Here is a 22,306-nt window from a genome sequence, read left to right as displayed (position 1 = left end):
CGTCTGGAAGGTTACCGTAACTTCTGTAACAAGCTGTGGAACGCCAGCCGCTTCGTGCTGATGAACACCGAAGATCAGGATTGCGGCTTCAACGGCGGCGAAATGACCCTGTCTCTGGCGGACCGCTGGATCCTGGCTGAATTCAACCAGACCGTTAAAGCGTACCGTGAAGCGCTGGATAACTTCCGCTTCGACATCGCTGCAGGCATCCTGTACGAGTTCACCTGGAACCAGTTCTGCGACTGGTATCTGGAGCTGACCAAGCCTGTTATGACCGGTGGTTCCGAGTCTGAACTGCGCGGCACCCGTAATACGCTGGTGACCGTGCTGGAAGGTCTGCTGCGCCTGGCGCACCCAATCATTCCATTCATTACCGAAACCATCTGGCAGCGCGTGAAAGTGATTTGTGGCAACACCGCAGATACCATCATGCTGCAGCCGTTCCCGGAATATAACGCGGCTCAGGTAGACGAAGCGGCGCTGGCCGATACCGAATGGCTGAAGCAGGCGATTGTTGCCGTACGTAACATCCGCGCGGAAATGAACATCGCCCCGGGCAAACCGCTGGAGCTGCTGCTGCGTGGTTGCAGCACCGACGCAATGCGTCGCGTGAACGACAACCGTAGCTTCCTGCTGAACCTGGCGCGTCTGGAAAGCATCACCGTGCTGCCAGCCGATGACAAAGGCCCGGTCTCCGTGACCAAAATCATCGACGGCGCCGAGCTGCTGATCCCGATGGCTGGCCTCATCAACAAAGAAGATGAGCTGGCGCGTCTGGCAAAAGAAGTCGCGAAAATCGAAGGTGAGATTGCCCGTATCGAAGGCAAGCTCTCCAACGAAGGTTTCGTTGCTCGCGCACCGGAAGCGGTAATCGCCAAAGAGCGTGAGAAGCTGGACGGTTACGCGGAAGCCAAAGCGAAGCTGATTGAGCAGCAGGCGGTCATCGCCGCGCTGTAAAAATCGTACCCGTACGTTTGCCGGATGGCGCTACGCTTATCCGGCAAACGGTTTCGAGTAGCCCGGACGAGGCGCGTTAGCGCCGACTCCGGGTTATCCACGGTACGGTTCCAACCTCCTGAATTATCCTCGCTTGCACTCCCCCTCCCCGCAGTGTTATTAACTGCATATGTTCCACGTTTATGTCATGAGTTCGCTATGAGTGTCATTACCCCTGTCTTTGCGACGCTGCGTCGCCTTACGGCCGACGACAACGCCGCGATTGCCAACGTTATCCGCCAGGTCTCCGCCGAGCACGGCCTGACCGCCGATAAAGGCTACACGGTGGCCGACCCCAATCTGGATGAGCTGTTCCAGGTTTACAGCCAGCCGGGCGCGGCCTACTGGGTGGTTGAGCAGAATGGTCAGGTGGTAGGTGGCGGCGGCGTTGCGCCATTGGGCTGTAGCGAACCGGATATCTGCGAGCTGCAAAAGATGTACTTCCTGCCGAGCGTACGCGGTCAGGGGCTGGCGAAAAAGCTGGCACTGATGGCGCTTGAGTACGCCCGTGAGCAGGGGTTTAAGCAGTGTTATCTTGAAACGACGGCGTTTCTGACCGAAGCCATTCGCCTCTATGAACATCTGGGATTCGAACATATCGCCGAACCGCTGGGCTGCACCGGGCATGTCGACTGTGAAGTGCGGATGTTAAAACCCCTTTAAGCGCACTCAAAGGGGCATTTGATTTACTGCATCTCGGGTGAGACGGCAAGACGAATCACGCCAGCCGCGTTGGCTGGCGGCAATGCCACAACCTGATTCCAGAAACTCTGTACCAGATCGCAGGCGATCTTCTCTTTTCCCACCCCTTTACTCGGGTCAGACATAATCTCAACATCCTGGCCGAAGTTCTGCATCAGCGCCGGACCCAGTTTTTGCATATCGAGTAGCGCCTGGTGCTTTTCCTGCGCGGTGACGGTGTGCTTGTCAGGGCCATAGGCTGCACGCATCATCCGGGCGTCACTCTCCATCCGGCGTTCGAGAATATCCCGTGATATCAGGTGTACGGGGTTAATTCCCCCTTTAACCGCCGGGAAGAGAAAGCGGAAGCACTCATCAGCACCGGCCTTTTCCACCGCGGCCATCTGCTCCAGGTTGATCTTCATATACTCCACCACGTTGGCATCAGGTGCCTGCTGTAGTCTCGCCATCTGCAGTTGCAGCACCTGCGGCTGGATGGCATCGATCACCTGTTGTTCGCTGCTGCCTGCTTCTTTCATCTGTACGGCCTGGCCACGAATACGCTCCCAGAATGCGGGATCTTGTTCTTTGATAACCTGGAAGGTTGGCATTTTCAGCATCGCATTTTCAAACTTCTGCGATTCGGTCATGCCGTATTCCGGGCTCTCACGCGGAATAAGGTAGTGCACATCAAACAGGTTCCAGGCGACGATGGCAACGACAAATATCACCCCGCCCGCGACCTTACCAATCCAGCCTTTTTTACGAAAAACGCCAACGATAATGGCGATAATGACCCCGATATACCCTGCCAGTAATACGTGTGCCCAGTTCATTGATTATCCTTAGCCAAATCGATAAATATGTCGGGAATTATTCTTTCCCGTACTGTATGTCGATTATTGCGGCAAAGGTGAGGTATTTCCAGCCACCAGATTTTTCTGCCGAACTATGCGGGCACGCCGCTATGAAAGCGGAACTCGTCATCCGGTGAAGTGATGAGCGACGCTTCAACTTCACCAAAGAAACGCACCCGCTCGCTGATATCGCCGTCAGCGATTTGCTGCGCTAGCGTCAGATAGTCCTGATAGTGCCGTGCTTCAGAACGCAGCAGCGACAGGTAAAACGCCTGCAGATCGTCATCCAGGTACGGCGCCAGCGCGGCAAAGCGTTCGCAGGAGCGGGCTTCGATGTATGCGCCGCAAATCAGCTTATCAATCAGGGTCAGCGGCTCGTGCGTGCGCACCTCTTTGAGCATCCCTTTGGCGTAGCGACTGGCGGTGATTTTCACGTACGGAATATTGCGTTTTAGCATCGCTTCACGCACCTGCGAGAAGTGGTGCAGCTCCTCTTTAATCAGCAACACCATGCTGTCGATAAGCTGCCGTCCCCACGGGTCGTCGGTCTGCGGCATCACACTTTTGTTAATCTGCTTATTCAGCGCGGCGAAATCGGGCTCCTCGCCCTCGCGAAAGGTAAAAGCCTCATACGGTTTCAGCCAGTCGAGCAGCGCCTGCGCGCCGTCTTTATCCGCCACATATTTACGCACCAGCAGCATCGCGGTTTGCGCTGCTTTTAGCTCACAGACTAGATGGTCGGTCAGCAGCAGAGGAAGATTGGTCGGATCGCGGGCTTTATCGAGCCACGTCTGAGGCGTTTTGCAGTGCAGGAAGTTGAGAACCGGGGAGAGTATTTGCGGGTAATCCATACCAAAATCCTTGCCCGACGGCAGCTGGCGCTGCCGTCGGGTATGAGATGACTTAGTGGCGAACGCCGTCGTCTTCTTCGTCGACAAAATCTTCGTCGTCGTCATCGCCTTCTTCGCCGTTCGGGTCTTCGTAGTAGGTTCCCCAACCGTCGTATTCCACTTCAAACTTCTCAGCCAGGTTCATCAACTGCTCAACCTGCGCGTCAATCAGCTCCGCATTCAGCGCGCTTTCGCTCAGAATATCGCAGCAGATCACGGTGTCGCCTTCTTCCACTTCCAGCTCTTCCGGTTCCGTCACTTCGTAGCCCAGCTTGAACGCTTCTACCGCCGCTTTCTCCAGACTTTCGAAATCGTCTGCGGAGAGGTGATGTTCGATGGTATACAGCGCGTCAGGATCGCTGCCGTCTTCCAGCAGCTCTTCAATGATCAGGCGGGTCTCTTCGCGCTGTTCTTCCAGATGTTCAGGGTTTGCCATGGCTCGTTCCTCATAATGTGGCTGATACTCTTATTGTCACATACCGTTGCCATTGCCTCCACCTTTCCGATAAAGATTTGTTATTGGGGTTGCAAATGAATATTCATACATATAAAGTGAATTTTAATTCAATAAGTGGCTTAAGCCAGGTGAGGGAATTATGTCTACTCTGTATAAAAAGAACTTCTTAAAATTACTCGATTTTACCCCAGCAGAAATCACCACCATGCTGCAGCTCGCGGCAAAACTAAAAGCGGATAAAAAAAGCGGCACGGAGTCGCCGAACCTGACCGGTAAAAACATCGCGCTCATCTTCGAAAAAGACTCAACCCGTACACGATGCTCTTTCGAAGTTGCCGCATACGATCAGGGCGCTCGCGTCACTTATCTTGGTTCCAGCGGCAGCCAGATTGGCCACAAAGAATCCATTAAAGACACCGCTCGCGTACTGGGCCGCATGTACGACGGCATCCAGTACCGTGGCTACGGCCAGGAAGTGGTAGAAACGTTAGCAGAGTATTCCGGCGTGCCGGTGTGGAACGGCCTGACTGATGAATTCCACCCAACCCAGCTGCTGGCGGATCTGCTGACCATGCAGGAACACCTGCCGGGCAAAGCGTTCAACGAAATGACGCTGGTTTATGCAGGCGATGCGCGTAACAACATGGGCAACTCGATGCTGGAAGCCGCGGCGCTAACTGGTCTGGATCTGCGTCTGGTGGCACCACAGGAGTGCTGGCCAGAAGCGAGCCTGGTGGCGGAATGCAAAGCGCTGGCGCAGAAGAACGGCGGTAACGTTACCCTGACGGAAGATATCGCCGCTGGCGTCAAAGGCGCAGACTTTATCTACACCGACGTGTGGGTATCGATGGGCGAAGCCAAAGAGAAGTGGGCAGAGCGTATTGCGCTGCTGCGTGGCTATCAGGTGAATAGCGCGATGATGAAGCTGACCGGCAATCCGCAGGTGAAATTCCTGCACTGTCTGCCTGCGTTCCATGATGACCAGACCACGCTGGGCAAGAAAATGGCCGCTGAATACGGCATGCACGGCGGGATGGAAGTGACCGATGAGGTGTTTGAATCTCCAGCCAGCATCGTGTTCGATCAGGCAGAAAACCGGATGCACACCATCAAAGCGGTAATGGTCGCAACGCTGAGCAAGTAAATTCAACACGTAGCCCGGCCGAGCGCAGCGACGCCGGGAAAACCCCGGAGTCGGAGCTATCGCTCCTCGTCCGGGCTACCGATTGGTGTAGGCCGAATACTATCCGGCAATCCGTTCGTTACTCAACGAGCAGCTTAATAACCGCTTTACGCACTTTCGCAGGCTGTCCCACCGCGCACAGCGGCTTGTGGACTTCACCCGGGTAGAACACCACGAAGTCACCTTCGCTCATCACCACCATCTTTTCCTGTACGCCTTCCGGCAGAAAGGCGATGTCTTTGTCCGCCAGCCAGTCGGTATCCGGCGCGCCCGCAGGCTGGGTGCTAAACGCCATTCCTTCCTGACCTTTCAACACCACCTGGATATCCAGATAACGCGCATGATACTCCGCACGACGGTCGGCAAACGGCTCGGTCATGTTTTCAGAGATCATATAAAACAGGCGGTTGCCGTCGATATCATATTTCCCTTCCGGGGTAGCATCGGTAACGTTCGCCATAAGATGGATGATGGCCTGACGCAGCTCTTCCGGCAGCCAGGACTGAAGGTGATGGATGTTGCCAATAATCATGATGACTCCACGAATAAAACAATGTTTCAATTTTCAGTTGTTATACGTAAATTCGCGTTACCATACCAGTACTTTTTATCATGACTCTCCAGCCTTGCCGGTTTAGCGCACACTTTGCATAGCACGTGTAAAAGACGAATTTAAATTCATAAAAATCGAATACTCATTCTATGAGAATCGTTTTCGTTGATTAAAATGTGAATCAGGCGCTTGATTGCCGGATAAAGCTGCGTATAATGCCACCCGTTTTGCCGGGAGGAATTATGGTTCAGTGTGTACGACATCGCGTCTTACCGCGTCTGAAAACAGACGCTGGCCTGCCGTTTTTCCTTTCCGTAGCATCCGTATTCGTAAAGCCCCTTATTTAAGGGGCTTTTTTTTTGCGCCGTCGTCAGGAGCTAAACATGGCTAATCCGCTGTATCAAAAACACATCATTTCCATAAACGATCTCAGCCGCGAAGACCTTGAACTGGTTTTGGCGACCGCCGCCAGCCTGAAAGCGAACCCACAGCCGGAGCTACTGAAGCACAAAGTTATCGCCAGCTGTTTCTTCGAGGCCTCGACGCGCACCCGTCTCTCTTTTGAAACCTCGATGCACCGCCTGGGGGCCAGCGTGGTTGGCTTCTCCGACAGCGCCAACACCTCACTCGGTAAGAAAGGTGAAACCCTCGCCGATACCATTTCGGTTATCAGCACCTACGTTGATGCCATCGTAATGCGCCACCCGCAGGAAGGCGCAGCGCGTCTGGCGACCGAGTTTTCCGGCAATATTCCGGTGCTGAACGCCGGTGACGGCGCGAACCAGCACCCTACCCAGACGCTGCTGGATCTGTTCACCATTCAGGAAACTCAGGGCCGCCTGGAGAACCTGAACATCGCCATGGTTGGCGACCTGAAATATGGCCGCACCGTCCACTCGCTGACCCAGGCGCTGGCGAAGTTTAATGGCAACCGTTTCTACTTTATCGCTCCGGACGCGCTGGCGATGCCACAGTACATCCTCGATATGCTCGATGAGAAAGGCATCGTCTGGAGCCTGCATAGCGCCATCGAAGAAGTGATGGCAGAAGTCGATATTCTCTACATGACTCGCGTACAGAAAGAGCGCCTCGACCCGTCCGAATACGCCAACGTCAAAGCGCAGTTTGTCCTGCGCGCGGCGGATCTGGTCGGCGCACGCGACAATATGAAAGTGCTGCACCCGCTGCCACGCATTGATGAGATCACCACCGATGTCGATAAAACGCCGCATGCCTGGTACTTCCAGCAGGCCGGCAACGGCATCTTCGCCCGCCAGGCGTTACTGGCACTGGTACTGAATAGCGAACTGGCTCTGTAAGGGGGAAATGACGATGACACACGATAACAAATTACAAGTAGAAGCCATCAAACGCGGCACCGTAATCGACCATATCCCGGCGCAGGTGGGCTTTAAGCTGCTGACCCTGTTTAAGCTGACAGAAACCGACCAGCGCATCACCATTGGCCTGAACCTACCGTCCGGTGAAATGGGTCGTAAAGACCTGATCAAAATCGAAAATACCTTCCTGACCGACGAGCAGGTCAACCAGCTGTCGCTATACGCGCCAGAGGCGACCGTTAACCGCATCGATAACTATGAAGTGGTGGGCAAATCTCGCCCGAGCCTGCCGGAGCGCATTGAGAGCGTGCTGGTATGCCCGAACAGCAACTGTATCAGCCATGCGGAACCCGTTTCCTCTAGCTTCGCAGTGAAAAAACGCGCTGATGACGTTGCACTCAAATGCAAATACTGCGAAAAAGAGTTTTCTCATTATGTGGTGCTGGCCAACTAATTGCGGTTGGTATTGAAATGTTGCCTCTCTATAATGGCTAACACCTTAATACTGCAGTTCATCTGGAGATATCATGAGCAAAACTATTGCGACGGAAAATGCACCAGCAGCTATCGGTCCATATGTTCAGGGCGTTGACCTGGGCAGCATGGTAATCACTTCCGGTCAGATCCCGGTAGACCCGAAAACCGGCAGCGTGCCGGAAGACGTATCTGCTCAGGCGCGTCAGTCGCTGGAAAACGTGAAAGCTATCGTTGAGGCCGCTGGCCTGAAAGTTGGCGATATCGTGAAAACCACCGTATTCGTAAAAGATCTCAACGATTTCGCGACCGTTAACGCCACTTACGAAGCGTTCTTCAACGAGCACAATGCCACCTTCCCAGCGCGTTCTTGCGTTGAAGTGGCGCGCCTGCCGAAAGACGTGAAGATTGAAATCGAAGCGATTGCCGTTCGTCGCTGATTGCACGCAGTATGAAGAAAAGGCAGCCGATGGCTGCCTTTTTTGTTTTAGTGCAGTGGGTTTCCCGGCGGCGCTTCGCTTGGCCGGGCTACGCTAGACAGAGCACCTCACCGCTTACTGCCAACCGTAACGGCGGGTGAAGAACCCTTTCACCATCTGCGTGAAGGTCATGTACCCCACCAGAATCGCCACCAGCCACGGGAAGTAGCTCAGCGGCAGCGCTTCTAATTGCAGATAGCTTGCCAGCGGTGAGAACGGCAGCGCAATACCAATCGCCATCACCAGCAGCGTCATAGCGAACAGTGGCCATGCGGCGCGGCTCTGCACGAACGGGATGCGGCGGGTACGAATCATATGCACAATCAGCGTCTGCGACAGCAGCCCTTCAATAAACCAGCCGGACTGGAACAGCGTCTGCATTTCTGGTGTATTGGCCTTAAATACCCACCACATCAGGCAGAAGGTCAGAATGTCAAAGATGGAGCTAATTGGCCCGAAGAACACCATAAAACGGCCCAGATCGGCCGGATTCCAGCGCTGCGGTTTACGAATCTGTTCGTCATCCACGTTATCGAACGGCAGCGCCACCTGGGATACATCGTACAGCAGGTTCTGAATCAGTAAGTGTAACGGCAGCATCGGCAGGAACGGCAGGAAGGCGCTGGCCACCAGCACGCTGAAGACGTTACCGAAGTTAGAACTAGCGGTCATCTTGATGTACTTGAGCATGTTCGAGAAGGTACGACGACCTTCGATCACGCCTTCTTCCAGCACCATCAGGCTCTTTTCCAGCAGGATGATATCGGCCGCTTCACGGGCGATGTCCACCGCGCCGTCCACGGAAATACCAATATCCGCCGCGCGTAGCGCTGGCGCATCGTTGATGCCATCGCCCATAAAGCCCACCACGTGCCCTTCGCGTTTCAGCAGGGTTACGATGCGCTCTTTATGCATCGGCGTCAGGCGAGCAAACAGCGTGGTACGTTGGGCAAGCTTCGCGAGCTCGTCATCGCTCAGGTGCTCAATTTCGCTGCCGACAATCACGTCACCCGCATCCAATCCCACTTCGAGGCACACTTTCGCCGCCACCAGTTCGCTGTCGCCGGTGAGAATTTTCACGGTGATGCCGCTCGCCTTGAGCGCTTTAAGCGCAGGCGCCGTGGTCTCTTTCGGCGGATCGAGGAAGGCGATGTAGCCTTCGAGGATCAGGTCAGACTCATCGATACGCTGATAGTCCCCTTCACGCGCTGGCAGGAATTTGCTTGCCACCGCGACCACGCGCAGCCCCTGACGGTTCAGGGTATCGGTCACGCGTTTGATGCGGCGCAGCATGCTCTCGTCGAGCGGCACAATCTCGCCGTTGTGGTAGACCTGAGTGCAAACGTTCAGGATTTCCTGCAGCGCCCCTTTGCAAATCAGCTTATGTACGTCCGGCTTTTCACTCACCACCACCGACATACGGCGGCGTTCGAAATCAAACGGGATCTCATCCACTTTCTGCCAGGCAGTAGACAGCTCGCGGGCCGCCACTTCATCAACCCCTTCCAGTACCGCGGTATCCAGCAGGTTTTTCAGCCCGGTCTGATAGTGGCTGTTGAGCCACGCCGTTTGCAGCACGCGCTCGCTCACCTTGCCGGAGATATCGGTGTGGTTCTCCAGCACGATTTTATCCTGGGTCAGCGTACCGGTTTTGTCGGTGCAGAGGATGTCCATCGCGCCAAAGTTCTGAATCGCGTCGAGGTGCTTAACGATAACCTTCTGTTTTGACAGCTTCACCGCCCCGCGCGCCAGCGTCGAGGTGACGATCATCGGCAGCATTTCCGGCGTCAGGCCAACGGCGACGGAAAGCGCAAACAGCGCCGCTTCCCACCAGTCGCCTTTGGTATAGCCGTTGATAACCAATACAATCGGCGCCATCACCAGCATAAAGCGGATCAGCAGCATGCTGACGCGGCTGATGCCTTTCTGGAAGGCGTTCGGCTCGCTCTCCTGCTCGCTCACGCGACCTGCCAGTTGCCCAAACCAGGTGTTGGCCCCGGTGGCAATGACCATCGCCTGCGCGGTGCCGCTCACCACGTTGGTGCCCATAAAGCACAGGGTGTCGCACTCGAGTGGATTGGTTTGACTCGGCTCGCGGGTCTGCGCCACTTTCTCAACCGGTAAGGATTCGCCGGTCAGCGATGCCTGAGCCACAAACAGATCGCGCGCCTGAATCACGCGCAGGTCAGCCGGGATCATGTCCCCCGCCGCCAGTTTGATAATGTCGCCCGGCACCAGCTGGTCGATAGGCAGTTCCACCCAGCTGCTCTCACCCTTATCATTGATAACGCGCAGCACCGTCGCGGTGTTGCTCACCATCGCTTTCAAGGTGTCCGCCGCTTTGGTCGAGCGGGCTTCCTGGACAAAGTTCAGCAGTGTGGAAATGCCCACCATCAGCACAATAACGACCGCCGCGAACAGATCTTCAGTGGCATAAGAGACGGCTGCCAGCACGGTCAACAGGATGTTGAACGGGTTACGGTAACAGAGCCACAGATGCACCCACCACGGCTGCGGCTGCTGCGCGGGCAGTTTGTTTTCGCCGTGCGTAGCGCGCGCCTGCTCAACTTCCGCGGCGTTCAACCCTTCTGGATGGGTGTTAAAGGTTTCCCACAATTCCTGCTCGCTGAGATGCGCCATTTTCAGGCACTGTTCGCTGAGGGATGGCGGAATAGGCGTGTGAGCAACGCTTTGCTGAGAAGGCATTGGATCGCGCTGTACCAGACGGCGCGGCAGATGGCGGCCAAGCTGCGCGAACAGCTGCCGGGTGAAATTTTTCAGCATATAAAAGTCCTCCGCAGTCGCCAGAGACAACCGCAGACAGGCCTGCGGGCACAGTTAATCTGTACCGTATAGGCACTTCATTTTTATTGCAGGGACATTAAGACGTGTCACTGCCTCACATCATCGGCAAGGCAGCGAAAGCTGGCTTACCGGAAAGTTACTCTCCAGTTGGAGAGACGGGTGGGATCGGGATCCATACAGCCTCCGGTAAGATTGATAGTAGAAAACGCCGCGCATTATACGCAGAAATTCATAAGGTTTGTGACAATTAGAGCGATATAATAACGTCAGGCAATTCAACGGTACATCAACCATCAGGTTGGTGGCATAAAATATTCACGCGGGGCAACTATTATGGAAAATCGGCTGACTATTAAAGATATCGCTCGCCTGAGCGGTGTCGGGAAATCAACCGTCTCCCGCGTGCTGAATAATGAAAGCGGCGTTAGCGACCGCACCCGCGAACGCGTCGAAGCGGTGATGGCGCAGCACGGCTTCTCCCCTTCTCGTTCAGCGCGCGCCATGCGTGGGCAAAGCGATAAAGTGGTGGCGATTATCGTCACGCGCCTGGACTCACTGTCGGAAAATCTAGCGGTACAAACCATGCTGCCCGCCTTCTACGAGCAGGGCTACGACCCTATCATGATGGAAAGTCAGTTCTCGCCAGAGAAGGTGGTCGAGCATCTGGCAATGCTCAAACGCCGCAATATCGACGGCGTGATCCTGTTCGGCTTTACCGGCGTGACCGAAGCTATTCTGGGCGACTGGCACTCGACGCTGGTGCTGATGGCTCGCGATGCCAAAGGCTTTGCCTCCGTCTGCTACGACGATACCGGCGCGATTACGCAGCTGATGCAGCGCCTGTTCGAACTGGGCCACCGCCACATCAGCTTCCTCGGGGTTCCTCCTGCCGACGTCACCACCGGGCAGCGTCGTCACGATGCCTACCAGGCGTTCTGCAAGCGCCACAAGCTCACGCCGGTCGCCGCACTGCCGGGCCTGGCCATGAAGCAGGGTTACGACTTCGCTAGTCAGGTTATCACGCCGGGTACCACCGCGCTTATCTGCGCGACCGATACCCTCGCCCTCGGCGTGAGCAAGTACCTTCAGGAGCAGCGTATTGATAACGTCCAGTTGGCAAGCGTCGGTAATACACCGTTGACCAAGTTCCTGCATCCGGAAATTATCACCGCCGATCCCGGCTATGCCGAGGCCGGACGCCGCGCCGCAGAGCAGCTTATCGCCCAAATCAGTGGTCGAAGCGAACCGCATCAGATCGTGATCCCCGCCATTCTGTCCTAAGCTTAACATCAGCTTTAATGTGATCGCCGCAGCGTTTCGGGAACGTTCCCATTTTCCCGAAACCGCAAACCCGTTACGCTAATATTCAGCATATTAATAACGGTTCGATCCTGTGTCCGTCAGATAGCTCGTTAAAAAGAGCGTCTGAAGTGGCGGTATCGGGGAGATCTCACCTCTGTTTTAAGGCCCTATCATGAGCAAAAAAATAGACCAAAAGAACATCGATAAACTTATCGAACTGGTTGGCGGGCGCGAGAACATCGCCACCGTCAGCCACTGCATCACGCGCCTGCGCTTCGTGCTTAACGATCCGGCCAAGGCCTCCCCGAAAGCCATTGAAGAGCTGCCGATGGTTAAAGGCTGCTTCACCAACGCCGGTCAGTTCCAGGTAGTTATCGGCACGGAAGTGGGCGACTACTATCAGGCGTTGCTCGCCACCACCGGACAGAGCGGTGCGGACAAAGAGCAGGCGAAACTGGCGGCCCGTCAGAACATGAAGTGGCACGAGCAGATGATTTCCCACTTTGCGGAGATCTTCTTCCCGTTGCTGCCTGCGCTTATCAGCGGGGGTTTGATCTTAGGCTTCCGCAACGTGATCGGCGACTTGCCGATGAGCAACGGCCAGACGCTTGCGCAGATGCACCCGTCGCTGCAAACCATCTATGACTTCCTGTGGTTGATTGGCGAGGCTATCTTCTTCTACCTGCCGGTGGGCATCTGCTGGTCTGCGGTGAAGAAAATGGGCGGCACGCCTATTCTTGGCATCGTGCTTGGCGTAACGCTGGTTTCCCCACAGCTGATGAACGCCTATCTGTTAGGTCAGCAGGTACCGGAAGTGTGGAACTTCGGCCTGTTTACCATCGCCAAAGTCGGCTATCAGGCGCAGGTTATCCCGGCGCTGTTGGCGGGTCTGACGCTCGGCTTTATTGAGACGCGCCTCAAGCGCATCGTGCCGGATTACCTGTATCTGGTTATCGTACCGGTATGCTCGCTGATCCTCGCCGTTTTCCTCGCTCACGCGATTATTGGGCCATTCGGTCGCTTAATTGGCGACGGCGTTGCTTTCGCCGTGCGTCACCTGTTGACCGGTAGCTTCGCGCCGATTGGCGCCGCATTGTTCGGCTTCCTGTATGCGCCGCTGGTGATTACCGGTGTGCACCAGACCACGCTGGCTATCGATATGCAGATGATTCAAAGCATGGGCGGCACCCCGGTGTGGCCAATGATTGCCCTGTCGAACATCGCGCAGGCCTCTGCCGTCGTCGGCATCATCATTTGCAGCCGTAAAGCTAACGAGCGTGAAATCTCCGTTCCCGCGGCTATCTCCGCCTACCTCGGCGTAACCGAACCGGCGATGTACGGGATCAACCTGAAGTACCGCTTCCCAATGCTCTGCGCGATGATCGGTTCCGGTATCGCTGGCCTGCTGTGCGGCCTGTACGGCGTGCTGGCGAACGGTATCGGCGTCGGCGGCCTGCCGGGCATTCTGTCGATTAAACCAACCTTCTGGGGCGTCTACAGCATCGCAATGATTATCGCCGTCGTCGTACCGATTATTTTGACCATGATGGTCTACAAGCGCAAAGAGAGTCAGGGCACGCTGCCCGTCATGTAAAGCACACCTTCTTCGGGGCGCAATTGCGCCCCTGATTCTTATTAGAGGACAACCCAATGAATACACTGCCTCACTGGTGGCAAAACGGCGTGATTTACCAGATTTACCCGAAGAGCTTCCAGGACACCACCAGCAGCGGAACGGGAGATCTGCGCGGGGTGACATCACGTCTCGACTATCTGCAAAAGCTCGGCGTTGATGCCATCTGGATAACACCATTCTACGTCTCGCCGCAGGTCGATAACGGTTACGACATTGCCAACTACACCGAAATTGACCCCTCTTACGGCACGCTCGACGATTTCGACAAGCTGGTTGCCGAGGCGCATCAGCGCGGAATTCGCATCGTGCTGGACATGGTGCTCAACCACACCTCCACCCACCACGCGTGGTTTAAGGAGTCGCTGAAGAAAGAGAGCCCATATCGCCAGTTCTATATCTGGCGCGACGGTACGCCGGACACGCCGCCGAACAACTGGCGCTCTAAGTTTGGCGGCAACGCCTGGCAGTGGGACGCGGCCAGCGGCCAGTACTATCTGCACCTGTTCGCCACCGAGCAGGCGGATCTCAACTGGGAAAACGAGACGGTACGCGCCGAGCTGAAAAAGGTCTGCGAGTTCTGGGCCGATCGCGGCGTAGACGGCCTGCGCCTCGACGTTATCAACCTTATCTCCAAAGATCAGAACTTCCCGGACGACCATCAGGGTGACGGTCGCCGCTTCTATACCGATGGCCCGCGCGCCCACGAGTTCTTGCAGGAGTTCAGCCGCGATGTCTTTACGCCGCGCAACCTGATGACCGTTGGTGAGATGTCTTCCACCTCCCTCGAAAACTGCCAGCAATATGCGTCTCTCGACGGCAAAGAGCTGTCGATGACCTTTAACTTCCATCACCTGAAGGTGGACTATCCCGGCGGCGAGAAGTGGACGCTGGCGCGCCCGGACTTCGTGGCGCTGAAATCACTGTTTAGCCATTGGCAGCAGGGCATGCACAACCGCGCTTGGAACGCATTGTTCTGGTGTAACCACGACCAGCCGCGCATTGTCTCGCGTTTTGGCGACGAAGGTGAACATCGTGTCACGGCGGCGAAGATGCTGGCGATGGTGCTGCACGGGATGCAGGGCACGCCGTATATCTATCAGGGCGAAGAGATTGGCATGACCAACCCACACTTCTCCACGATAGAGCAGTACCGCGACGTTGAGAGCCACAACATGTACAACGAACTGCTGGCGCAGGGGCGTGATGCCGACGAGCTGCTAGCGATTCTCGCCAGTAAATCCCGCGACAACAGCCGTACGCCGATGCAGTGGGACGCCAGCCCTAACGCCGGGTTTACCACAGGTAAGCCGTGGATTGGCGTCAGCAACAACTATGCGGAGATTAACGTCGAACGCGCGCTGGCAGAGCCTGATTCGGTGTTCTACACCTACCAGCAGCTGATTGCGCTGCGTAAATCCGAGCCGGTGCTGACCTGGGGCGATTATGAGGATCTGCTGCCCAACCATCCGTCGCTGTGGTGCTACCGCCGTCAGTGGCAGGGTCAGACACTGCTTGTGGCCGCAAACCTCAGCGATGAGCCGCAGGCCTGGGAGCCACCGTCAGGCTCCACCGATGGCGAAGTATTGATGAGTAACTACGACACCCCTGCGGGCATGACGCTACGACCGTTTGAAGCCATCTGGTGGCTTCAGCGCTAACCCTCCGGCCCAGCAGCGCCCTGCTGCTGGGCTTCTTCGCATCACGCTGTTTTTCAGTCCTTTTTTGGACATTTATTAAGCAGTAAAATTTACATTACCCTCAACGCCTGTCATCTGTACTCTTGCATTTTTACTTTGTTCTGAATCAATAAAAGCGTAAACATGTTTGATGCAAATCACTACATATAGAACTTAAAATGCGTCCCGGCCCAACATATGGTATTTATCGTCTATCATTGCAACAATGATAATCACGAAAAAGATAGTCGATATGTGGATAACCTGGGCCACACATGAGGGAAAGTATTGGTTAATGGAGTGATTACGCCAATCGTCGTTTTCCCGCCTCTGTGGATAACCTGTTCTTATAACGTAATGATAAAAATTGGAGTGATCATGACACCGCATGTGATGAAACGAGATGGCTGTAAAGTGCCGTTCAAGTCAGAGCGCATCAAAGAAGCAATTCTACGTGCAGCTAAAGCAGCGGGAGTCGATGACGCAGACTATTGCGCCACCGTCGCAGCAATCGTTAGCCAACAAATGCAGGGTCAGGCGCAGGTTGATATCAACGTGATTCAGACCGCCGTTGAGAACCAGCTGATGTCCGGGCCGTACAAGCAACTCGCTCGTGCCTATATCGAATATCGCCACGACCGTGACAGCCAGCGCGAAAAACGCGGCCGCCTGAACCAGGAAATTCGCGGCCTGGTTGAGCAGACCAACTCGGCGCTGCTGAACGAGAACGCCAACAAAGACAGTAAAGTGATCCCGACCCAGCGCGACCTGCTGGCCGGTATCGTCGCTAAGCACTACGCTCGCCAGCACCTGCTGCCGCACGACGTGGTGATGGCGCACGAGCGCGGTGTTATCCACTACCACGACCTCGACTACTCTCCGTTCTTCCCAATGTTCAACTGTATGCTGATCGACCTGAAAGGCATGTTGACTCAGGGCTTTAAGATGGGCAACGCGGAAATCGAGCCGCCAAAATCCATCTCTACCGCGACTGCGGTAACCGCACAGATTATCGCGCAGGTTGCCAGCCACATTTACGGCGGCACTACCATCAACCGTATCGATGAAGTGCTTGCTCCGTTTGTCGCGGCTAGCTTCAACAAGCATCGCCAGACCGCCGACGAGTGGCAGATCCCGAATGCGGAAGAGTATGCCCGCTCTCGTACCGAGAAAGAGTGCTACGACGCCTTCCAGTCGCTGGAATATGAAGTGAACACGCTGCATACCGCCAACGGCCAGACCCCGTTCGTGACCTTTGGTTTCGGCCTCGGCACCAGTTGGGAATCCCGCCTGATTCAGCAGTCCATTCTGCGCAATCGTATCGCGGGCCTTGGCAAAAACCGCAAAACCGCGGTGTTCCCGAAACTGGTCTTCGCCATTCGCGATGGCCTGAACCACAAGCCGGGCGATGCCAACTACGACATCAAGCAGCTGGCGCTGGAGTGCGCGAGCAAGCGCATGTATCCGGACATCCTCAACTACGATCAGGTTGTGAAAGTCACCGGTTCGTTTAAAACCCCGATGGGCTGCCGCAGCTTCCTCGGCGTGTGGGAAAACGAAGACGGCGAGCAGGTTCACGATGGCCGTAACAACCTCGGCGTTATCAGCCTCAACCTGCCGCGCATCGCGCTGGAAGCGAAGGGGGATGAAGCGGCGTTCTGGTCACTGCTGGACGAACGTCTGGTGCTGGCGCGTAAAGCGCTGATGACCCGTATCGCCCGCCTGGAAGGGGTGAAAGCCCGCGTAGCGCCAATCCTCTATATGGAAGGGGCCTGCGGCGTGCGTCTGAAAGCGGACGACGACGTTTCCGAGATCTTCAAAAATGGTCGTGCGTCGATTTCTCTGGGCTATATCGGTATCCACGAGACCATTAATGCGCTGTTCGGCAACCAGCATATGTACGACAGCGAAATGCTGCGTGAGAAAGGCGTGGCGATTGTTCAGCGTCTGCGCGATGCCGTTGACCAGTGGAAAGACGAAACCGGCTACGGCTTCAGCCTGTACAGCACGCCAAGTGAAAACCTGTGCGACCGCTTCTGCCGTCTGGATACCGCCGAGTTTGGTCTGGTGGAAGGCGTGACCGATAAAGGTTACTACACCAACAGCTTCCACCTCGACGTAGAGAAGAAGGTGAACCCGTACGACAAGATTGATTTCGAAGCGGCCTATCCACCAATCGCCAACGGTGGCTTCATCTGCTACGGCGAGTACCCGAACATTCAGCATAACCTGAAGGCGCTGGAAGACGTGTGGGATTACAGCTATCAGCACGTACCGTATTACGGTACCAACACGCCAATCGACGAATGCTACGAGTGCGGCTTTACCGGTGAGTTCGAGTGCACCAGCAAAGGTTTCACCTGCCCGAAATGTGGTAACCATGACGCCGCGCGCGTCTCCGTCACCCGCCGCGTTTGCGGCTACCTCGGCAGCCCGGACGCTCGTCCGTTCAACGCCGGTAAGCAGGAAGAAGTGAAGCGCCGCGTTAAGCATCTGGGTAACGGGCAGCTCGGTTAAGTTCGGGCGGTTTATCCCCTCACCCTAACCCTCTCCCCTTAGGGGAGAGGGAACCGTTTTACCGCTCGCCGCATGACCGTATACCGGCCAGACAATCTGGAACGCGAAAATGAATTACCATCAATACTACCCCGTCGACATCGTTAACGGCCCCGGTACGCGCTGCACGCTGTTTGTTTCCGGCTGCGTGCACGAATGCCCCGGCTGCTACAACAAAAGCACCTGGCGGGTGAACTCCGGCCAGCCGTTTACCGCCGAGATGGCCGACCGCATCATCGCCGACCTGAACGACACCCGCGTAAAGCGCCAGGGGATTTCACTCTCCGGCGGCGACCCGCTGCACCCACAAAACGTACCGGAAATTCTCAAGCTGGTTCAGCGTATTCACGCCGAATGCCCCGGCAAAGATATCTGGGTCTGGACCGGCTATAAGATTGACGAACTCAACGCCGCACAGATGGAGGTCGTCGACCTTATCAACGTGCTGGTTGACGGTAAGTTTGTGCAGGACTTAAAAGACCCGGCGCTTATCTGGCGCGGCAGCAGTAATCAGGTGGTGCACCACCTGCGTTAAGCGCTACAGCCGTTTATGCGCGTCCCGATAAACGGCTGACCTTTCTCGTTTTCCCACCGCGATAACAAAGACGACCACGACGTCGTCGCGAACCTGATATACCAGGCGATACCCGGATGATTTGAGCTTTATTTTGTAGCAGTCAGGAAATTCATGCAGCCTGGCTGAGGGTATTCGTGGATTCTCTAACACCTTTGCCAAACGGCTTTTAAACTGTGCTTTTACCGTTTCACCGAGCTTATGCCACTCCCGAAGCGCACGAGGATCAAATTCCAGCTCATAGGTCATCCAGGCTAACCTTAATGCCCTTCTCCGGATTAGCCAGACGCTCGCGAACGCTTTGCAGCAGCGCCTCTTCGCTATCGCTAATGGTCACCGTTTTTACCGGCATGCGCCCATTTTCGGCAACGTACTGAAAGAGAAGTCGGACGGCTTCGGTTGGCGTGATATCGAGTTTTTCCAGCACGGCATAAGCCTCTTTTTTGAGATTATCGTCCAGTCGGACGTTGAGCGTGGCCATTATGCCTCCAGAAAACGTAAAGATGTAATGCATTATAGCATTACATCTGAATTACATTACTTTCTGGATAACGCCTCTCAAAACCGGCTGACGCACTCCATCGCCACCGCTTTAAACTCATCAAAGCTGCGGGTTGCCGACAGGCGCGTCATGGCGCGTTCGCGCAGGAAAGTGACGAAGATATCGTAGATAGCCATCGCCTCTTCATACTCGCTTTTACTGATCGCCAGCAGGAAGATGATGTGGGCAGTTTCATCACCCCAGGCGATACCCTGTGGGGCAATGACGGTGTAGACCACGGTTTTTTGCGCCAGCAGCCCCAGGGCGTGCGGCAGCGCGATGCCATCGCCGAGCATAGTACTGACAATGGCTTCACGCTCCACCACCGAGGCGTGGAACGCTTCATCGACAAACCCTTCCTGCTCAAGCTGCTGGCAGAGTTCGGCGAACAGCGTCTGCTGGTCCATCGTCCCGTCAATCACCCGAAAATGCGCGGCGTCGAAGAACTTATTCAGCATCCATGGGCGCGTACGGTCGACCAGCACCAGCTTGCCAATCTGGTCCAGCTGATAATCCGTGGGGAACGGTGAAATGGTGACGACCGGCTTCTCTTTTTCGCTGATGCGCACCGTTGAAATGACAAAATCTTCGCTCACGCTCGCCAGCTGTTCGTACTCGCGCTGAGAAAGCGTAGCGGCTATCTCCACCTGCGGATATTTGCGCTGCAAAATGGCTTCAATCACCCGCACCATGGCGTTACCGGCATCGCACACCAGCAGCACTTTTGGCTGGCGCTGGTAGCCGATATTGTAGTGTCGCTCTAGCCCCACGCCGATGTGCAGCACCAGAAAACCGATTTCGTTTTCACTGATGGTATACGGCGTATATTTCCCCCAGCTTGAAACCGCCGCCAGCGTCATATCCCACGCCATCGGGTAGTGCTGCTTGATGTTATCGAGCAGCGGGTTAGGGATCATAATCTGGTAGCGCACGCGGGTGATCATAGTTTTGATGTGGGTCAGCAGGTCCGCGTGCAGCTGCGCGTCTTCCAGCAGGTTGTAGTTATACTGCTGATTGATATAGCGCAGGATGTAGTTTACCAGCGCTTCGTCATCGTCGGCGCTGATGGTTTCCGGGTCGACGTCCTGTACCTGGCGAGCGGCAAGATGCACGCACAGCCAGGCTTCTTCGGCCTGGGAGAACGGTTTTCCAGTCAGTTTTTGCAGCGCGTTCGCCACGTCATGAGCCACATCACGCACGTTCTGCGCGACCTCTTCGGCGCTGAAATCCGCCAGCGGATAACCTCCGCTTACGCGACGAGCGGCGACCGCACCGTACAGGCAGATAAAGCGCTCACCCACGTCGGTAAGGCGCACGCGATGGCGCACCAGCGTCTCTTCCAGTACCGCTTCCAGCGCGGCGGACACGCTATCATCAAACGCTTCCTGGCGGATCATCGGATTCAGCGGCCCCTGCTGGCTGAGCTCCCACAGCAGGTCGGTAAGACAGGCGCGAATCGACACCTCGCTGCCGAACAGCTTCATGCCGTGACGCGGGCGCGTCTCCAGCGTTAGCTGGTAACGCTGAAAGCGTTCGCGAACGTCGACCATATCGCCCTGTAGCGTCGCCCGGCTGACAAACCATTCGTCGGCGAGATCTTCGAGCTTGATGGAGAATGCCGAAGTCAGAAAACGCACCAGCAGAAAGTGAATGCGATCCTGAGCGGTACGGGGAATGTGCTGCGGCTTGGGCGCGGTTGCTTCAAGCTGCTGATAGCGAGAAGGATCGTCAATCTTCAGTTGATAACCGCTGCCGCGGGCCAGGACAAACTGCGCGCCGTGATGCATCAGCAGCTCGTTTAAAGCGGTGATATCGGCGCGTACGGTGCGGGTCGAAACCGACAATCGCTGCGCCAGTTCGTCCTGCGGCAGCGTTTCGTTTTGCAGCAGAGTAAAGAGTTGCGCTAAACGTTGATTGGGAAATCGCATGTCGGTTCCTTCCTGTTACGGCTTAGGGTTGGGCAGAAATCACCATTTGCGATGGGCTGCCAACCGGGGTGTAGTCCGGGGAGAACGTCAGTTTTCCGTCCTTCGGCGCTACGCTAAAGCGGGTGATATTGTCGCTACGCTGATTCATCACATAGAGCCAGTGCCCTTGCTTATCCAGCGTTAACGTTCGCGGATAGTCGCCACGCGTCCAGATGTCATCCTGGTGTTTCAGGCTGCCATCGGCCATCACGGTAAAGTGGGCGATGCTGTTGTGTAAGCGGTTAGCGACGTACAGCTGCTTGCCGTCCTGGCTTAATACCAGACCGGCGGCAAAACTGGTGCCTTTGTACTCTTTCGGCAAGGCAGAGACCGTTTTCCCTTCGCGCAGCAGTCCGCTCTGTTTATCGAGGTGATAAAACGTCAGCGTGGAAGCTTCTTCATTAATCAACCATAGTCCATCCCCGGCAGGGGTGAAGACAAAATGTCGCGGCCCCGCTCCGGCGGACGACGCGGCGATAAACGGCGGGTCGTTCGGCGTCAGCTTGCCGCTGGCGCTGTCCATTCGGTACTGGTAGATCCTGTCGAGTCCCAGATCGGTGGAGAAGACAAACTTCCCGCTCGGATCGGCCGAGATCATATGCGCATGCGGGCCGTTATGATCGCTGACGGCAAAGCTGCCTTCAGCCGCCGCAGCCGGTCGCGCGGCACCTGTGGGCCCTTGATCCTGATGGACATCGACCGCGTCACCCAGGCTGCCGTCCTCTTTCACCGGCAATACGGCAATCGAGCCGCTCACGTAGTTGGCGACCAGTAGATGGCGGCCATCTGGGGTCAGCGAGAGATAGACCGGGCCCGCGCCGCCGGAAGCCACCTGATTCAGCTCGCTAAGCTCGCCGTTGGCGGCAATGCGCCACGCCTGCACCACGCCTTTTTCAACTTCACTGGCGGCGTACAGGGTTTTGCCATCCTGGCTGACGGTGAGCTGCGCGACGTTCGGCAGCGAACTGACAAGCGCTTTATCACGCAGCTCGCCGGTTTTTCCATCGACGGTAAAACGGTACAGGCCTTCACCGTTAGGGTTGTAGGTACCCACCCAGGCGTACTGGGTTTGCGCGGCGGCGCTGGCGGCAAGCAGAGAGAGTGAAGCAACAAGCAGGTGACGAGCGGTTGGCATGGTGACTCCTTGATGGTTCGGTGGGGGTTTTCCCCCTCACCCCGGCCCTCTCCCCACAGGGCCGAGGGAGAAAACCGGGTGGTCCCCGGTACAAACCGGAAACATAGGTAACACTTTAGACCGGATACATGGGTAACAGTTATAACTGGCATAGAAGAGGAGACTCGCTATGCCCTGGACTGAGACCCGACCTATGCAACGCCT

22 protein-coding genes are annotated in these 22,306 nt (G+C 56.0%); 13 read left to right on the top strand and 9 right to left on the bottom strand.

What is annotated here, in order from left to right; translation table 11 throughout:
• Positions 1-957, top strand: a 957-nt coding sequence (locus tag RDN66_RS15185; protein ID WP_308537957.1) for a class I tRNA ligase family protein, incomplete at its 5' end; no start/stop codon positions are given.
• Between the two features lie 198 nt (positions 958-1,155).
• Positions 1,156-1,659 (top strand): GNAT family N-acetyltransferase, encoded by a 504-nt coding sequence (locus RDN66_RS15180; RefSeq protein ID WP_202216666.1) that lies wholly within the window; start codon positions 1,156-1,158, stop codon positions 1,657-1,659.
• A 23-nt stretch (positions 1,660-1,682) separates the two neighbouring features.
• Here the strand turns inward: RDN66_RS15180 and RDN66_RS15175 are convergent, their stop codons facing one another.
• The 3 genes from RDN66_RS15175 to rraB form a co-directional block, all read right to left on the bottom strand.
• Entirely contained in the window at positions 1,683-2,513 is an 831-nt protein-coding gene (locus RDN66_RS15175) for a topoisomerase II (RefSeq protein ID WP_202216667.1), read from the bottom strand.
• A 113-nt stretch (positions 2,514-2,626) separates the two neighbouring features.
• Complete coding sequence (miaE, locus tag RDN66_RS15170; RefSeq protein ID WP_202218175.1) at positions 2,627-3,385, bottom strand: tRNA isopentenyl-2-thiomethyl-A-37 hydroxylase MiaE; 759 nt, start codon at positions 3,383-3,385, stop codon at positions 2,627-2,629.
• A gap of 52 nt (positions 3,386-3,437) precedes the next feature.
• A complete protein-coding gene (rraB, locus tag RDN66_RS15165; protein WP_035892780.1) occupies positions 3,438-3,860 on the bottom strand; it encodes a ribonuclease E inhibitor RraB in 423 nt (140 codons plus the stop codon).
• 95 nt (positions 3,861-3,955) lie between these two features.
• Here rraB and RDN66_RS24325 point away from each other — a divergent pair, with 95 nt between their 5' ends.
• A complete protein-coding gene (locus RDN66_RS24325; RefSeq protein ID WP_373995169.1) occupies positions 3,956-4,051 on the top strand; it encodes a hypothetical protein in 96 nt (31 codons plus the stop codon).
• Positions 4,021-5,025, top strand: a complete 1,005-nt coding sequence (gene argF / locus RDN66_RS15160) for an ornithine carbamoyltransferase (protein WP_035892779.1) — start codon at positions 4,021-4,023, stop codon at positions 5,023-5,025. Before RDN66_RS24325 ends, argF begins: the two co-directional genes overlap by 31 nt.
• Before the next feature lie 118 nt (positions 5,026-5,143).
• Here the strand turns inward: argF and RDN66_RS15155 are convergent, their stop codons facing one another.
• Entirely contained in the window at positions 5,144-5,596 is a 453-nt protein-coding gene (locus RDN66_RS15155) for a YhcH/YjgK/YiaL family protein (protein ID WP_123651102.1), read from the bottom strand.
• A gap of 263 nt (positions 5,597-5,859) precedes the next feature.
• Here RDN66_RS15155 and RDN66_RS15150 point away from each other — a divergent pair, with 263 nt between their 5' ends.
• The 4 genes from RDN66_RS15150 to ridA all read left to right on the top strand — a co-directional run bounded on the left by RDN66_RS15150 (position 5,860) and on the right by ridA (position 7,871).
• Entirely contained in the window at positions 5,860-5,964 is a 105-nt protein-coding gene (locus RDN66_RS15150; protein ID WP_072351778.1) for a pyrBI operon leader peptide, read from the top strand.
• A gap of 36 nt (positions 5,965-6,000) precedes the next feature.
• On the top strand, positions 6,001-6,936 hold the full coding sequence (gene pyrB / locus RDN66_RS15145; protein WP_202216668.1) for an aspartate carbamoyltransferase: 936 nt from the start codon (positions 6,001-6,003) through the stop codon (positions 6,934-6,936).
• A gap of 13 nt (positions 6,937-6,949) precedes the next feature.
• Complete coding sequence (gene pyrI / locus RDN66_RS15140) at positions 6,950-7,411, top strand: aspartate carbamoyltransferase regulatory subunit (protein WP_123651198.1); 462 nt, start codon at positions 6,950-6,952, stop codon at positions 7,409-7,411.
• A 73-nt stretch (positions 7,412-7,484) separates the two neighbouring features.
• Positions 7,485-7,871 carry a 2-iminobutanoate/2-iminopropanoate deaminase gene (ridA, locus tag RDN66_RS15135; protein ID WP_035892774.1) on the top strand — a complete coding sequence of 129 codons (387 nt, stop codon included), beginning with the start codon at positions 7,485-7,487 and terminating at the stop codon, positions 7,869-7,871.
• Between the two features lie 114 nt (positions 7,872-7,985).
• Here ridA and mgtA read toward each other — a convergent pair whose 3' ends face one another.
• The gene (gene mgtA / locus RDN66_RS15130; RefSeq protein ID WP_202216669.1) at positions 7,986-10,694 is read right to left on the bottom strand and encodes a magnesium-translocating P-type ATPase; all 2,709 of its coding nucleotides are present in this window, start codon (positions 10,692-10,694) and stop codon (positions 7,986-7,988) included.
• A gap of 354 nt (positions 10,695-11,048) precedes the next feature.
• On the opposite strand from mgtA, the gene treR reads away from it, so the two are divergent.
• The 5 genes from treR (at position 11,049) to nrdG (ending at position 18,420) form a co-directional block, all read left to right on the top strand.
• Entirely contained in the window at positions 11,049-11,996 is a 948-nt protein-coding gene (gene treR / locus RDN66_RS15125; protein WP_308537956.1) for a trehalose operon repressor TreR, read from the top strand.
• 193 nt (positions 11,997-12,189) lie between these two features.
• On the top strand, positions 12,190-13,611 hold the full coding sequence (gene treB, locus RDN66_RS15120) for a PTS trehalose transporter subunit IIBC (RefSeq protein ID WP_035892770.1): 1,422 nt from the start codon (positions 12,190-12,192) through the stop codon (positions 13,609-13,611).
• A 56-nt stretch (positions 13,612-13,667) separates the two neighbouring features.
• Positions 13,668-15,311: an alpha,alpha-phosphotrehalase gene (gene treC / locus RDN66_RS15115; RefSeq protein WP_202216671.1), complete on the top strand. Its 1,644-nt coding sequence runs from the start codon at positions 13,668-13,670 to the stop codon at positions 15,309-15,311.
• Between the two features lie 396 nt (positions 15,312-15,707).
• Positions 15,708-17,846 carry an anaerobic ribonucleoside-triphosphate reductase gene (gene nrdD, locus RDN66_RS15110; RefSeq protein WP_035892768.1) on the top strand — a complete coding sequence of 713 codons (2,139 nt, stop codon included), beginning with the start codon at positions 15,708-15,710 and terminating at the stop codon, positions 17,844-17,846.
• A gap of 109 nt (positions 17,847-17,955) precedes the next feature.
• Positions 17,956-18,420 carry an anaerobic ribonucleoside-triphosphate reductase-activating protein gene (nrdG, locus tag RDN66_RS15105; protein ID WP_123651106.1) on the top strand — a complete coding sequence of 155 codons (465 nt, stop codon included), beginning with the start codon at positions 17,956-17,958 and terminating at the stop codon, positions 18,418-18,420.
• Positions 18,421-18,423: 3 nt separating this feature from the next.
• Here the strand turns inward: nrdG and RDN66_RS15100 are convergent, their stop codons facing one another.
• The 4 genes from RDN66_RS15100 to RDN66_RS15085 all read right to left on the bottom strand — a co-directional run bounded on the left by RDN66_RS15100 (position 18,424) and on the right by RDN66_RS15085 (position 22,102).
• Positions 18,424-18,708 carry a type II toxin-antitoxin system RelE/ParE family toxin gene (locus tag RDN66_RS15100; RefSeq protein WP_202216672.1) on the bottom strand — a complete coding sequence of 95 codons (285 nt, stop codon included), beginning with the start codon at positions 18,706-18,708 and terminating at the stop codon, positions 18,424-18,426.
• Entirely contained in the window at positions 18,698-18,940 is a 243-nt protein-coding gene (locus RDN66_RS15095; RefSeq protein ID WP_035892763.1) for a type II toxin-antitoxin system RelB/DinJ family antitoxin, read from the bottom strand. Before RDN66_RS15095 ends, RDN66_RS15100 begins: the two co-directional genes overlap by 11 nt.
• A 77-nt stretch (positions 18,941-19,017) precedes the next feature.
• A complete protein-coding gene (locus RDN66_RS15090; protein ID WP_202216673.1) occupies positions 19,018-20,928 on the bottom strand; it encodes a transcription antiterminator in 1,911 nt (636 codons plus the stop codon).
• Between the two features lie 22 nt (positions 20,929-20,950).
• Positions 20,951-22,102 carry a lactonase family protein gene (locus RDN66_RS15085; protein WP_202216674.1) on the bottom strand — a complete coding sequence of 384 codons (1,152 nt, stop codon included), beginning with the start codon at positions 22,100-22,102 and terminating at the stop codon, positions 20,951-20,953.
• Between the last annotated feature and the right edge of the window lie 204 nt (positions 22,103-22,306).

It is taken from the genome of uncultured Kluyvera sp. (genome assembly GCF_902485085.1).
GTDB lineage: Bacteria > Pseudomonadota > Gammaproteobacteria > Enterobacterales > Enterobacteriaceae > Kluyvera > Kluyvera ascorbata.
Note: the sequence above shows the minus strand (reverse complement) of the source record. Positions and strands in the feature narration are given on the sequence as shown.